This is a genomic window from Allobosea sp. (genome assembly GCF_035944895.1).
Lineage (GTDB): Bacteria > Pseudomonadota > Alphaproteobacteria > Rhizobiales > Beijerinckiaceae > Allobosea.
Genome location: NZ_DASZAT010000008.1, coordinates 344,825 through 358,794, shown reverse-complemented (window position 1 = coordinate 358,794; position 13,970 = coordinate 344,825). Strand labels below are relative to the sequence as shown.

General features: G+C 67.4%; 13 protein-coding genes and 1 tRNA gene. 10 read left to right on the top strand and 4 right to left on the bottom strand.

Going from position 1 to position 13,970, the window contains the following annotated elements; all coding sequences use genetic code 11:
* Positions 1-17: 17 nt before the first annotated feature.
* From VGV58_RS13300 to VGV58_RS13255, 10 genes are all read left to right on the top strand, one after another.
* On the top strand, positions 18-1,325 hold the full coding sequence (locus VGV58_RS13300; RefSeq protein ID WP_326874492.1) for a glutamate-5-semialdehyde dehydrogenase: 1,308 nt from the start codon (positions 18-20) through the stop codon (positions 1,323-1,325).
* Positions 1,322-1,933: a nicotinate-nucleotide adenylyltransferase gene (locus VGV58_RS13295; RefSeq protein ID WP_326874491.1), complete on the top strand. Its 612-nt coding sequence runs from the start codon at positions 1,322-1,324 to the stop codon at positions 1,931-1,933. Before VGV58_RS13300 ends, VGV58_RS13295 begins: the two co-directional genes overlap by 4 nt.
* A 123-nt stretch (positions 1,934-2,056) precedes the next feature.
* On the top strand, positions 2,057-2,413 hold the full coding sequence (rsfS, locus tag VGV58_RS13290; protein ID WP_326874922.1) for a ribosome silencing factor: 357 nt from the start codon (positions 2,057-2,059) through the stop codon (positions 2,411-2,413).
* Positions 2,414-2,425: 12 nt separating this feature from the next.
* Entirely contained in the window at positions 2,426-2,908 is a 483-nt protein-coding gene (rlmH, locus tag VGV58_RS13285) for a 23S rRNA (pseudouridine(1915)-N(3))-methyltransferase RlmH (RefSeq protein ID WP_326874490.1), read from the top strand.
* Positions 2,905-4,272 carry a murein hydrolase activator EnvC family protein gene (locus tag VGV58_RS13280; protein WP_326874489.1) on the top strand — a complete coding sequence of 456 codons (1,368 nt, stop codon included), beginning with the start codon at positions 2,905-2,907 and terminating at the stop codon, positions 4,270-4,272. The genes rlmH and VGV58_RS13280 overlap by 4 nt, the downstream gene beginning before the upstream one ends.
* Positions 4,272-5,642, top strand: coding sequence for a S41 family peptidase (locus VGV58_RS13275; protein WP_465247883.1), 1,371 nt, complete (start codon positions 4,272-4,274; stop codon positions 5,640-5,642). The genes VGV58_RS13280 and VGV58_RS13275 overlap by 1 nt, the downstream gene beginning before the upstream one ends.
* 157 nt (positions 5,643-5,799) lie before the next feature.
* Positions 5,800-7,008 (top strand): divergent polysaccharide deacetylase family protein, encoded by a 1,209-nt coding sequence (locus VGV58_RS13270; RefSeq protein ID WP_326874487.1) that lies wholly within the window; start codon positions 5,800-5,802, stop codon positions 7,006-7,008.
* On the top strand, positions 7,005-7,508 hold the full coding sequence (locus VGV58_RS13265) for an RNA pyrophosphohydrolase (RefSeq protein ID WP_326874486.1): 504 nt from the start codon (positions 7,005-7,007) through the stop codon (positions 7,506-7,508). Before VGV58_RS13270 ends, VGV58_RS13265 begins: the two co-directional genes overlap by 4 nt.
* Before the next feature lie 62 nt (positions 7,509-7,570).
* Complete coding sequence (hisE, locus tag VGV58_RS13260) at positions 7,571-7,987, top strand: phosphoribosyl-ATP diphosphatase (RefSeq protein WP_326874485.1); 417 nt, start codon at positions 7,571-7,573, stop codon at positions 7,985-7,987.
* A 140-nt stretch (positions 7,988-8,127) separates the two neighbouring features.
* Positions 8,128-8,204, top strand: a tRNA-Arg gene (locus VGV58_RS13255).
* 278 nt (positions 8,205-8,482) lie between these two features.
* On the opposite strand, the gene VGV58_RS13250 is transcribed toward VGV58_RS13255, so the two are convergent.
* The 4 genes from VGV58_RS13250 to VGV58_RS13235 form a co-directional block, all read right to left on the bottom strand.
* A complete protein-coding gene (locus VGV58_RS13250; RefSeq protein WP_326874921.1) occupies positions 8,483-9,613 on the bottom strand; it encodes an ABC transporter substrate-binding protein in 1,131 nt (376 codons plus the stop codon).
* Positions 9,614-9,638: 25 nt separating this feature from the next.
* Positions 9,639-11,753, bottom strand: a complete 2,115-nt coding sequence (locus VGV58_RS13245) for a TonB-dependent receptor (protein ID WP_326874484.1) — start codon at positions 11,751-11,753, stop codon at positions 9,639-9,641.
* A 390-nt stretch (positions 11,754-12,143) separates the two neighbouring features.
* Entirely contained in the window at positions 12,144-13,043 is a 900-nt protein-coding gene (locus tag VGV58_RS13240; protein ID WP_326874483.1) for a LysR substrate-binding domain-containing protein, read from the bottom strand.
* A gap of 40 nt (positions 13,044-13,083) precedes the next feature.
* Positions 13,084-13,968 (bottom strand): ABC transporter permease, encoded by an 885-nt coding sequence (locus VGV58_RS13235; protein ID WP_326874482.1) that lies wholly within the window; start codon positions 13,966-13,968, stop codon positions 13,084-13,086.
* Positions 13,969-13,970 lie beyond the last annotated feature (2 nt).

Here is a 13,970-nt window from a genome sequence, read left to right as displayed (position 1 = left end):
GAAACACCAGGCCTGTGATGACCAGCGAAAGCGCAAGGCGCGTCCCCGCGCCCGACAATGAGAACGGCGACATCGCCGCGCTGATGCACGGGCTCGGCCGGGGCGCTCGCACCGCAGCGCGTCAGGTCGGCACCGCATCGGCAGAGCAACGCAACCGCGCGCTCGCCGCGATGGCTACGGCCCTGCGCCAGCGCGCCCCGGCAATCCTCGCCGCCAACCGGCAGGACCTCGCCGACGCCCGCACCAACGGCCTCGCGCCCTCCTTCATTGACCGCCTCACCTTGGACGAGGCCCGCCTCGAAGCGATCGCGCAGGCCGTCGCCGACATCGCCGCCCTGCCCGATCCCGTCGGCAAGGTGCTGGCAAGCTGGACTCAGGCCAACGGCCTCGTCTTCGAGCGCGTCGCGACGCCGCTCGGGGTCGTCGCGGTGATCTTCGAGAGCCGCCCCAACGTCACCGCCGATGCCGGCGCGCTCTGCCTGAAGAGCGGCAATGTCGCGATCCTGCGTGCCGGCTCCGACAGCTTCCGCAGCTCCAGCGAGATCGCCGCTGCCATGCAGGACGGGCTTAGCTCCGCCGGCCTGCCGCGCGAGGCGATCCAACTGGTGCCGAGCCGCGACCGGGCCGCCGTCGGCGAGATCCTGAAAGGGCTCGACGGCAACGTCGACGTCGTCGTGCCCCGCGGCGGCAAGAGCCTGGTGGCGCGCGTGCAGCAAGAGGCCCACGTGCCGGTCTTCGCCCATCTCGACGGCAACAATCATGTCTATGTCCATGGCGCAGCCGATCTCGCCATGGCCCGCGCGATCCTCATCAACGCCAAGCTCCGCCGCACCGGCGTCTGCGGCGCCGCCGAGACGCTGCTGGTCGACGAAGCCTGTGCGGCGACGCATCTGAAGCCGCTGGTCACCGCCCTGCTCGACGAGAGCTGCGCCGTGCGCGGCGACGCGGCGACGCTCGCCATCGACCCGCGCGTCACGCCGGCAAGCGAAGAGGATTGGCGCACCGAATATCTCGACCGCATCATCGCGGTGAAACTCATGCCCGGGCTCGACGCCGCGATCGCGCATATCGAGACCTATGGCTCGCACCACACCGACGCGATCGTCACTGCGGACGAAGCGGCTGCCACCCGCTTCCTCGCCGAGGTCGATTCGGCGATCGTCATGCACAATGCCTCGACCCAGTTCGCCGATGGCGGCGAATTCGGCTTCGGCGCCGAGATCGGCATCGCCACCGGCCGCATGCATGCGCGCGGCCCGGTCGGCGTCGAGCAACTCTGCTCCTTCAAATACCGGGTCCATGGCCAGGGGCAGGTCCGCCCGTGAGCGCCGAGGAGCTGCGCCTGCCGCCGCACGCCCCCGGTCTGCGCATCGGGTTGTTCGGCGGCACCTTCAACCCCGCCCATGACGGCCATCGCATGGCGAGCCTGACGGCACTGCGCCGGCTCCAGCTCGACCGCGTCTGGTGGCTGGTCACGCCCGGCAACCCGCTGAAGGACAATCATGCCTTGCCGCCGTTGACGCAGCGCATCGAAACGGCCCGTGCGCTCGCCAACCATGGCCACATCAACGTCACCGGCATCGAGGCAACCCTGCGCACCCGCTACACCGCCGACACGCTGCGCCAGCTCAAGCGCCGCTGCCCCGGCGTGCGCTTCGTCTGGATCATGGGCTCGGACAATCTCGCGAATTTCCACCGTTGGAACGAATGGCGCGCCATCGCCCGGATGATGCCGATCGCGGTGATCGACCGCCCCGGCTCGACCCATCGTTCGATCGCCTCGCCCGCCGCCAACTGGATGGCGCGCTGGCGTCTGTCGGAGAATCAGGGCGCCGCCTTGCCGGTTCGCACTCCGCCCGCCTGGATCTTCCTGCACGGCCGGCGCTCCGATCTATCCTCGACCTATCTGCGCGAACTCGCCGAAACCAATTGAACTCGCCCCCTCCGACGCTTAAATTGGGGACGTCGCGCCATGAGCGCGTCGTCACGTGAGGATACGGCTCTGAACCGTCAATCCATCGGCGAAGCCGGCACCGAGCCGCTTCCCCCGGCCGCCATGACCGAGAACCCCGCCGCGAGCAGCATCGCGCTCGCCTTGCAGGTCCTGGACGACATGAAGGCCGAGGACGCCACCGTGATCGACCTTGTCGGCAAGACCTCGCTGGCCGACGCCATGATCATCGCCTCCGGCCGGGTTAACCGCCATGTCGCCTCGATCTCCGACAGCCTCGTCGAAGCCTTCAAGAAGGCCGGCCATGAGTCTCCGAAGGTCGAGGGCGTCCCCGCCTGCGACTGGGTGCTGATCGACACCGGCGACCTGATCATCCACATCTTCCGTCCGGAAGTGCGCCAGTTCTACAATCTCGAGAAGATGTGGGGCGCCGACCGGCCGCGCGAGCGCCTCGACGGCTGAGTCCCGGTTCCCGTGCGCCTGTCGGTCATCGCGGTCGGCCGCCTCAAGGACGGGCCGGAGCGTGACCTCTGCGCCCGCTATCAGGAACGCGCGCAAGGTCTTGCCCGCGGGCTCGGCCTCAGCGGCCCTGACGTCGTCGAACTCGCCGAAGGCCGTGGCCGCCGCACCGAGGAACGACGCCGCGAGGAAGCCAAGCTGATCGGCGAGCGCCTGCCGCCCTCCGGCCTCGTGATCGCTCTGGACGAGCGCGGCAGGAGCATCGACAGCGACGCATTCGCCAGCCGCCTCGCCGCCGCGCGCGACGCCGGCACGCCGGCCGCGACCTTGCTGATCGGCGGCGCCGACGGGCTCGACGCAGAGCTGCGCGAGCGCGCGGCGCTGGTGCTCTCCTTCGGCGCGCTGACCATGCCGCATCAGATCGTGCGTGCGCTCGTGCTCGAACAGCTCTATCGAGCGATGACGATCATGGCCGGACATCCCTATCATCGCGCATGACCCGCCACTCCCGGCTGATTCGAATCACACGCACGCTCCGGCCCTGGCTGGTGCTGCTTTGCGCCTGCCTGTCGGCCGGCCTTGCCGCGGCCCAAACCACTCCCTCCCCCGAATCCGAACAGACCGCCCGCGACACCGAGCAGAAGCGCGAGGAAAAGCGCGCCCGCGAGGCCGAGCTCAAGGCGATCGAGGAGCGGCTCGCCGGCAGCGCCGAGGCTCGCGCCAAGCTGGAGGCCGAGATCGCCGGCATCCGCGCCGACCGGACCAAGCTCAACCAGGCCCTGCTCGAGACCACCGCCCGCACGCAAGCCGCTGAAGGCCGCATCGCCGGCATCGAGCAGCGCCTGTCCCTGCTGCAGACCAGCGAGACCGCGATCCGGCGCTCGCTTGAGAGCCGTCGCGGCCTGATCGGCGAGGTTCTGGCGGCGCTCCAGCGCATCGGCCGCCGGCCGCCTCCGGCCGTGCTGGTAAGGCCGGAGGACATCTTGGAGGCGGTGCGCGCCTCGATGCTGCTCGGCGCCGTCGTCCCGGATCTGCGCCAGGAAATCACCATCCTCGGCACCGACCTTGCCGAGCTGGTGCGCCTGCGCGAGGCCATCGCCGAGGAACGCAAGAGCATCGCCGGGGAAATGGAGGGGCTGGCCGGCGAGCGCCGGCGTCTGGCCTCGCTGATCGAGGCCAGACGCGCCCGCGAGACGAGCGCTGCCCAGGACATCGAGGCACAACGGGCCGCCGGCGGCGAGCTTGCGGTGCAGGCGAAAACCCTGCGCGATCTCGTCGAGCGCATCGAGAAGGACATCTCCGCCGCCAATCGCGCTGCCGATGCCGCCCGCCGCGCGCTCGAAGCGGAGACTCAGGAGCAGCGCCAGCGCATGGCCCAGCTCGCCTTCCGCGATCCGGCCCGGCTCGCGCCCAAGGCGGCCTTCCAGGAATTGCGCGGCATGCTGCCCCTGCCGGTCGCCGGTTCACAATTGCGTGGATTTGGCGCGGCTGACGAAGCTGGCGCCGCAACGCGCGGAATTTCGCTTTCCACACGCGCCAATGCCGTGGTTTCGTCACCTTCCGATGGCTGGGTGGTGTATGCGGGACCGTTCCGCTCCTTTGGCCAACTCTTGATCCTCAATGCCGGCAATGGTTACTATGTTCTCCTGGCAGGCATGCAGCGCATCGACGTGTCGTTGAACCAGTTTGTGCTGGCGGGGGAGCCGGTCGCGGTGATGGGCGAGACCGCGGAAGCGGCCGCAATGAATGTAGGAGCGGGGACCGGCGAGCCGGTCCTCTATATCGAGTTCAGGAAAGACGGCGTCTCGATCGATCCGACGCCGTGGTGGACGAAATCGCAAGGCGAAAAGGCTCGCGGATGATGCGCAAGGTTTCTCTCGTTCTGGTCGGCGCCATCGCCGGCGCGGGGCTCACCGGTGTGGTGACCCAGACCAAGCTCTTCTCCTCGACCAGCGCGGTCGCGGCTTCGGCCGAGGTCTATCGCAGCCTCAACCTCTTCGGCGACATCTTCGAGAAGATCCGCACCGACTATGTCGAGAAGCCGGACGAGCAGAAGCTGATCGAGGCCGCCATCAACGGCATGGTCTCCTCGCTCGATCCGCACTCGGGTTATCTCGATGCCAAGAGCTTCCGCGACATGGACATCGACATGCGCGGCCAGTTCGGTGGCCTCGGCATCGAGGTGACGATGGAGAACGAGGTTCTCAAGGTCGCCAAGCCGATTCGCGACACGCCCGCCGCCAAGGCCGGCATCCTGGCCGGCGACATCATCCGCAAGATCGACAATGACGAGGTCAAGGGCCTCAGCCTGAACCAGGCCGTCGAGAAGATGCGCGGCATCATCAACACCCAGGTCAAGCTGACGATCGAGCGTACCGGCAAGACCGAGCCGCTGGAATTCACCCTGACCCGGTCGAACATCGTCGTCCCTGCTGTCGAGGAGCGCGTCGAGGGCGATGTCGGCTATATCCGCATCGGCACCTTCAGCGAGCAGACCTATGAGGGCCTGCGCAAGGCGCTAGACAAGGTCAATGCCGAGATCGGCTTCGACAAGATCAAGGGCTACATCATCGACCTGCGCAACAATCGCGGCGGGCGCCTCGACCAGTCGGTGCTGGTCTCCGACGCCTTCCTCGAGCGCGGCAAGATCGTCTCGACCCGTGGCCGCAACGCCGAGGAGACCCAGGTCTTCAACGCCAAGTCGGGCGACCTGACCAAGGGCAAGCCGATCGTCGTGCTGATCAACGGCTCGTCGGCCTCGGCTGCCGAGATCGTCGCCGGCGCCTTGCAGGACCACAAGCGCGCCACCGTCATGGGCTCGCGCTCCTTCGGCAAGGGCTCGGTCCAGACCGTGATCCGCCTCGGCGACAATGGTGGCCTCAGGCTGACCACGGCGCGCTACTACACCCCGTCCGGCAACTCGATCCAGGCCAAGGGCATCACGCCCGATATCGAGATCATCCAGGACGTGCCGGCTGAGCTGAAGGACAAGGTCGAGAACAAGGGCGAGGCCTCGCTCAAGGGCCATCTGCGCAACGGCGACGGCAAGGAAGAGCAGGCCGGCTCGCCGTCCTATGTTCCGATCGATACCGCCAAGGACACCCAGCTCGCCGCGGCGCTCAACCTGCTGCGCGGCAAGAAGGACGTCGCCCTGCCCGCGACGCCGGCGCCTGCCACGCCCGCCCCGGCCCCTGAGGCCGGCAAGTCCGACGGAGAAAAGAAGTCCGACTGAGCCCGCAGGCCGTTTTCGGCCAGGTTATTCGGCACTTGCGCATCGACCGCAGGAGATTGTTTCCCCTGCGGTCGATTGGCGATTGATTCCGGCTCGAATCATCCGACTCTAGCGCTGCGAACTGATTCGCAGATGTTGTGACGTAGGACGGCGCCTCTTGGCCGGATTGCCGCTCAGCGAACTCGACCAGCCGCTCGGGCAGGCGAAGCACACGCGCGCGCCGAAGCCTTATGGGCGCTGGCTCTGGCGCGGGCTGACCGGCGGACTGGCGGCCCTCTTCGTCGGCCTCATCCTCTATGCGGCGCTGAAACGCGATCCCAACGGCGGCGAACCGACCGCGACCGCGATGATCCGCGAGCGCCCTGCCGCACCCGACATCGCCAAGGCCGCTCCTGAGCCCGCCCAGCGCGATGACCGGCGCGGCCCGGCCAGCGCGAGCCAGCTCGAGACCGAATCCGGCGTCACCGTCGTCCGCCCGGGCTCGGACGCGCCCGGCGCGATCATCATCACCGTCCCCGATGACGGTACGGTCAAGCTGGCGCCCGCGCCGGACAAGCGCCTGGTCGAGCGCACCCGGCACGGCACGCTGCCGAAGGTCGGCCCGGATGGCGCGACGCCGGCGCAGGTCTATGCCCGCCCGCTCGGCCCTGCCCCAACCGGCAAGCCTGCCGGCCGGATCGCCATCCTCGTCGGGGGGCTCGGTATCAGCCAGAGCTCGACCAGCGAGGCCATCGCGCGCCTGCCAGGCCCCGTCTCGCTCGCCTTCGCCCCCTATGGCGCCGAGCTGGAGAAGACGGTGCAGCGCGCCCGCGGTGAAGGCCACGAGGTCTTCCTGCAGGTGCCGATGGAGCCGTTCGACTACCCCGACAACGATCCCGGTCCGCACACCCTCCTCACCGGCCAGAAGGGCAGCGACAATCTCGACCGGCTGCAATGGGTGCTCGGCCGCTTTTCCGGTTATGTCGGCATCGTCAATTTCCTCGGCGGCCGCCTCACCGCCGACGACATGGCCTTGACGCCGCTGCTGCGCGAGCTCGCCGGGCGCGGACTGATGGTCGTCGACGACGGTTCCTCGCCGCGCAGCCTGCTCGCCTCCGCAGCGACGCGGGCGCAGATCCCGGCGCTCAAGGCCGATCTTTCGCTCGATACCGTCCCGCGGCCCGAGACCATCGACAAGGAGCTGCAGCGTCTCGAGACTCTCGCCCGCGACCAGGGCGTGGCCGTCGCCACCGCCAGTGCCCTGCCCGTCACGGTCGAGCGCATCACACGCTGGGCCCGCACGCTCGAGGGCAAGAACCTGGTCCTCGTACCCGTCAGCGCCGCCCGCGGCTTCCGCAACCCCTCCACCACCGGTTCGCTGCGATGATAAAACCGCCCGCCGGCTATCGCCCCTGCGTCGGCCTTGCCTTGTTCAACCCGGCCGGGCTCGTCTTCGTTGGCCGCAGGGCCAATCGCAGCCAGCGTGAGCACACCGCCCCCGGTCACGAATGGCAGATGCCGCAGGGGGGCATCGATGCCGGCGAGCAGCCGATCGAGGCCGCTTATCGCGAGCTGCGCGAGGAGACCAATGTCTCCTCGGTCTCGCTGCTCGCCGAAGCGCCGGACTGGCTGAGCTACGACCTGCCGCGCGAGATCGGCAGGGAGGCCTGGCGCGGCAAGTATCGCGGCCAGTCGCAGAAATGGTTCGCCTTCCGCTTCGACGGCGACGAGAGCGAGATCGACATTCTCAACCCTGGCGGCGGCCACAAGCCCGAATTCGACGCCTGGCGCTGGGTGCCGCTCGCGGAAACCGCCGAGCTGATCATCCCGTTCAAGCGCGAGGTCTACCGTGAGGTGGTCCGCCAGTTCGCGAGTGTCGCGCGATGAGCGCCCGGCGCAAGCGGCTGGACCGTCATGAAACCCTTACATGGCGGCCTGATTCTGCATCGATGACCGATTCGGTGCAGAAGCTCTACGCAGCCGTGCTGTCGGCCCGCAGCCGCGACCCAGCCTTGTCGCGAACCGCCAAGCTGATCCGCGAAGGCGCGCCGAAAATGGCCAAGAAACTCGGCGAGGAAGCGGTCGAGGTCGGGATCGAGGCGGTTCAGAACAATCGCCCGGCGGTGGTCCGCGAAAGCGCCGATCTCATCTACAATCTCGTTGTGCTCTGGAGCGAACTCGGCATCACGCCCGGCGAGGTCTGGCGCGAGATGGACCGGCGCGAGGCGCTCTACGGCATCGCCGAAAAACTGCCGAAATCGCGGCATGGTGGCCGCTACCTGGCTGTGTCGGACAGCGAGGCGAGCGATGACGGGGCAAGACAGGACGCCTTGCAGCCGCTGCTCCTGCGCGGCAAGCGGGGCTGACAGCCTCTTCGCCGCCGCTTGCCACAGGGTTCGACAAGAAAGCGAAGGAAGTCGGCAAATCGGGCTTGCCAAGCGCGGCGGGAGCCGTTAAGTCCGCATCCGTCAGCCGATGACGGCCTTCAAGACCGTTTCGCTGCCACGCGCCCGTAGCTCAGCTGGATAGAGCATCAGACTACGAATCTGAGGGTCAGAGGTTCGAATCCTTTCGGGCGCGCCATTACAAAGCTCCTTTTGAGGGGCACCGTTCACAGCCTGCCTCCCAGGCCGTGTAAAACTTCCAAACCATGCTCGGTTCTCGGCTTTCCGCTTGGCGCGGAGGTCGATGAGGTTGTCGATCCTGGCCTGCACGTGCCGGCGCTGGATTTTCACTGCGGTAGCGTACTCCATCTGCCCCATGACCTCGGCACCGCTCGAGCCGGCCATTGCCAACTCGACGCCGGGGGCACATGCCTGTGCAGCTCCAGGGACTTTCCACGTATTCCGGCTTCCGCGCGGCTAGCGCTCGATATCGATCCAGTATCCGGGCCGATAGGCTATCGGCAGGAAACGCGTGTGCAATCGGCGAAGTGTGTCGTCAGGATCTAGATCCGCGAACAGCCTGGGATGCAGCCAACGGGCAATGCGCTGCAGCGCCACGAATTGATAAGGGCTCGTATAGAACTGGTGCCAGATCGCGTGGACCCGGCCCGTCCTGACCGCCTTCGTCGCTCGGAAGGCTGGCCGGGCCATCAGCGCGGCGAGCTTCTCCCGCGCCTTGCCAAGATCGGCGCCGGGACCGAGGCCGACCCAGGCGCCGTTCGGCGCCAGCGCCTCCCAGTTGCCGCCAGTGACGATCACCACGTCGGGATCGCGCACGATGATCGTCTCGGGATTGATCGTCCCGAACGTGCCGGGGAGCAGCTCGCTGCCAAGATTGACGCCGCCGGCAGCGGCGACCATCGCACCAAAGTTCTCGTTGCCGAAGCTCAGGCAGCATTCATCCGAGTAACCGGGAATCCGGTCGAGCATGACGAGCGGCCGGGTCAGCGGACCAGCCGCAGCAAGCCGCTCCGTCACGCGAGCGATCTCCGCAGCCCGGAAGGCGATCAGCGCCTCGGCGACCTCGCTTTTGCCGAAGAGCTCTCCAAGCAGGCGCAGCGACGGCTCGGTGTTGCGCGAGGGCGCATGCCGGAAGTCGACATAGACGACCGGGATGCCTACCGCTGCCAGCCGCTCGACCAGGCGGACCTCCTCGGCCGGACGCTGCATCTCGGCACCGAGCACGACGAGGTCGGGCTGGAGCGAGATCGCCTTCTCGATATCGAAGGCACCGCGACTGGGGGAGCCAAAGCGCGGTAGCGTCGCCGCCTGCGGGAAACGCGCCACATAGGCCGCATGCGTGTCGGGATCGGACTTCTCGAAATCCTCGCCCCAGCCGACGATGCGCCCGAACGGATCATCGCGGTCCAGCGCTGCAGTGACGTGGATCTGCCGGCCTTCGCCGAGGATGACGCGGCGGACGGGAACCGCCACGGAGACCTGTCGTCCGGCAACGTCCGTCACCGTGGCGGTCTCCGCCACCGCCCGCGCCGGCATGAGCGCGAGCCAGCTCAACAGCGCAAGCGCGACCCAGCGCAGGGGGCTCATGCCGCTGGACCGCCCCCCGTCCATGCTAGAGATCCATCGACATCGACAGCCGGAAGGTACGCGGCGCGCCGACATAGAAGGTACCGAAGGAGGCAACGCTCGACCAGTACTTGGTATCGGCGACATTCTGGACCGCAGCGCGGAACACGGTCTTGCGCCCGGCGATCTCGGTGGCATAGCGCGCGCCGAGGTCGAACCGCGTCCAATCCGGCAGCGACTGGGTATTCGCCGCGTCGATGTATTGCTTGCCGGTGTAGACGAGGGTCCCGGTGAGCGTCAGGCCTTTGAGCCAGGGCACGTCCCATTCGGCGCCGAGATTGAGCTGCACCGGCGCGACGCCGATCGGCCGGTTGCCGAGATTGGCTGCGACTGCGGTCTTGGTCAGCTTTCCGTCGAGGAGCGAGGCGCCGCCCAGCAAGCGCAGCTGCGGCGTGACCTCGCCATAGACACTGAGCTCGAGCCCGCGCACGCGCTGCTCGCCGGTGACGGAGAACAGGCCGCTATTCAGTTCGCCGCTGGGCTTGCTGATCTGGAAGCCGGCGAGCGAGGCGCCGAAGCTGCCATATTGCAGCTTGACGCCCGCCTCGTACTGCTTGGTGCGATAGGGCGCGAAGGTCTCGCCGGCATTGCTCGCTGTTGTCGGAGCGACGTCGCCACGGCTCAAGCCCTCGACATAGTTCGCGTAGACCGAGAGGTAGTCCAGCGGCCGCAGCACGAGGCCGACCATCGGCGTGGTGGCGCTCTCGTCGTAGGCCGAGGTCAGGATGCCGGTTCCCGCCGCATAATTATGCGTCGCGACCGACTGGCGCCGGACGCCGAGCGTCAGCATGACCCGATCGTCGAAGGCCGACATCGTGTCGGCCAGAGCGATACTGGTCAGGTCGCTGTCGGAGAGACGTGTGCGTGCCGCGCGGGTCGCAAACTGCGTGGCGCTCCAGCTCGGCGCGTAGATGTTCGAGAGGACCGACGTGCCGTTCGTCAGCGCCCGCTCGATCGTCTCTCTGTAGTAGGAGGCCTGCAAGGTCAGCTGGTGCTTGACGAAGCCGGTCTCGAAGCGAGCGCGGATGCCGGCGTCATAGCTCTGGCGGCTGACGCCGAGATCGAAATATTGCGGTGTGTGGCTGGTGTCGCCGCGGGCGTTGAGGATCGTCGGGAGGCCGAAGAAGCGCTCGACCCGGGTCTGCGAGCCGCCGACATTGCCGAAGAGAGTGATGTTGTCGGTGAGGTCGAACTCGTTCTTCCACAGCACCGAGCGGTCGCTGATGCGCGACCATTCCCAGGGCTGGATGACGTTCTCGCGCCCGCTCGGGGCTGAGGGGACGCGCAGGCCCCGCGTCATCAGGAACGGACGGTTGGGCGCGTCGAGCTCGTCCCGCTGCGCCAGGGCATAGAGCCAGCTGCGGAAGCGCGCGCCCTGATAATCGAGCGCCAGCGAGCCGATCCCTGTCGTCTCTGATTGCCGGTTCACGGCCGTATCGCCACCGCGCAGCGAGCCGTTGACGCGAACACCGAATTCACGGCCCGCGCCGAAACGTCGGGCGACGTCGAAGGTGGCGCCACCATGCGACCTTGACGAGAACTCGGCGCCGACGCGGGTGAGGTCGCTCTCGGCACGCTTGGGCACGACATTGATCACGCCGCCGACGCCGCCATTGGGCGCGATGCCGGTCAGCGCCGCCGCCGGCCCCTTCAGGACCTCGATGCGCTCGGCATAGTCGGTGAAAACACGATAGTTCGGCGCGACGCCAAAGACGCCGTCGAAGGCGATCTCGCCGCTATTGCCCTCGCCCACCGGAAAGCCGCGGATATTGAAGGAATCGACGGTGCCGCCGGTGGGGTGCGAGCTGCGCACCGACGGATCGAGGATCAGCGCATCGGCGACGGTCGAGGCCTGGAGGTTGCGGGCGAGCTCGCCGGTATAGCTCGTCGTGCTGAACGGGGATTTCAGTGTCTCGGCATTGCCGAGCAGGCCAAGCCGGCTGCCCTGCGCGACCTGCCCGCCGGCAAACGGGGCAGGCACACCGGCGGCGCGGGCCGGACCTTCGACCACGATCTCGTCGAGCCGAACCTGACCGTCATTGTGCTCCTGGGCGCTCGCTGCCGAAGCGGCGACGGCGGCAAGCGCCGTGCCCGCGAGCAAGGACAGTGCGAGCCTGGCGCGCCCGGCAACACCACGGGGGGCAGATCGCGGCAACAACATTGCGAGACGAATATCCAACATGACGAGACCCCGGAACTGCGCCGGAGTTGATTCCAGCTGGCAGGGACCCTGTTCGTCGCGAACTGAAAAGAAAAGCACGCAGACGTTGCAATAAGATATGATCAGAAGATAGCAGTTATACGTGCCAATTTTGCAACGAATACTTTATAATAACTTCAATCAACGCATTCTGATGAACATGCCGACAGCGCCGCACGAACACTCGCGCGACGTCATCTGAGGATCGAGCGATGCGGTAGCGCGGTGCGGCCTCGGCCGTCGAACGCGTTTATTCGTGGGGGGCTTCTGAAAATTAGAGGCAGCCCGCCGTCAGGCGGCGTAGCGCCTGACCAGCTCGCGCGCGGCCGAGATCTCATCGCAGATCCATTCGTCGACGAGCTTGACCTCGCGGCGCCGGCGCATGCCCGGCGGCCGGACGAGGTAATAGGAGATCCCGGTCGGCACGGCCTTGGGCAACGGCACGACGAGCCTGCCGTCCTGGATCGCCTCATGGGCAAGGACGACATCGGTCATGGCGACCCCGAGCCCGGCCTCGGCGGCGCTGAGAGCCATGTCGAGCGCGTCGAAATCGAGCCCGTGGCGGGTCTCGATCTGCATCCCCGATTTCTCGGACCAGGTCCGCCAGTCGCGCCTGTCCGGCAGCGGATGGAGCAGCGTCGCCTCGGGCAGGTCCGCGCCTGAAAAGCGGCCACCGCCATAGGAGGGCGCGCACACCGGCAGGATCCATTCCGGGTAGAGCTCGGTGACGCAGTCGAGCGGCCAGTTGCCCATGCCGTAGCGGATGCCGAGATCTGCGTCGGCATCGTTGAGCGTCATGTCGTTGAGCCGGGTCTGGACGCTGACCTTCACCAACGGATGCCGCTCCTGGAAAGCCTTCAGGCGCGGCAGCAGCCAACGCAGCGCGAAGGTCGGCAGGCACTTGATCGTGACCGTCTCCTGCTCGGCACGGAACGGCGTGATCGCGTCGGCGATGTGATCGAACGCCTCCTTGACGCTGAGCGCGAGGCGCTGGCCGGCGTCGGTGATCTCGAGTCCGTTGTGGTTGCGCTGGAACAGCGGCGTGCCGAGCTGGTCCTCGAGGATCTTGACCTGCCGGCTGACGGCGCTCTCGCTGACATTCAGCGCCGCCGCGGCCTTCTTGATGCTGAGCTGCGCCGCGACGATCTCGAAGCAGCGCAGGGCATTGAGCGAGGGCAGTCGCCGGGTCATGGCTGCGGGCTCGGACGCCGTGCTGTCGCGGCCGCCCGTCTCATCGGATGTCCATGCGCGGGTCGAGCGCATCCCTCAGCCCGTCTCCTGTGAAGTTGAAGCTCGTCACCGCCAGTGTAATGGCGATCCCGGGCAGGATCGCAAGCCATGGCGCGCTCGTCAGGTAGATCTGGGCGTTGTTGAGCATGTTTCCCCAGCTCGCGGCCGGCGGCTGGATGCCGTAGCCGAGGAAGCTGACATAGGATTCGAGCAGGATGGCGCGGGCGACGTTGAGCGTCGCCGCGACGACGATCGGCGCCATGGCGTTGGGCAGGAGCTCGCGCAGCATAGCCCGCAGATGCGAGGCGCCGAAGGAGCGCGCCGCTACGGCATAGTCCTGCTCGCGCAGGGCCTTGATCTGCGCCTCGACGATGCGCGCGACATTCATCCAGGAGGTCGCCGCGATCAGCACGACCATCGAAGCCAGCCCCGGCTTGACCAGGGCCGCCAGCGCCAGCAGCAGGAATATCGTCGGAAAGCACAGGATCGCATCGACGAGGCGCATCAGAGCTGAGCCGATGGCGCCGCCATGATAGCCGGCGATCATGCCGACGCCGGTGCCGATGGCAATCGCGATCGCCATGGCGGTAAAGCCGATGCCGAGCGAGATGCGCCCGCCCATCATCAGCCGGGCCAGCATGTCGCGGCCGAGTTCGTCGGTGCCGAGCAGGTGCGCACTCGCCAGGGGCGGGGCGAACCGGTTCATCACGTCGATATGGGTCTCGTCGAACGGCAGCAGGAACGGGCCGAGGAAGCAGGCGAGCGCGAGGACGAGGATGATCCCCGCCCCGGCCATCGCGAGCCTGTGCCGCCGGAAGCGGTTCCAGGCGCTCTTGCGGGCGGAATCTTCGAGTTCCACCGGTAACTGGAATGCGTCTGCGCTCATGG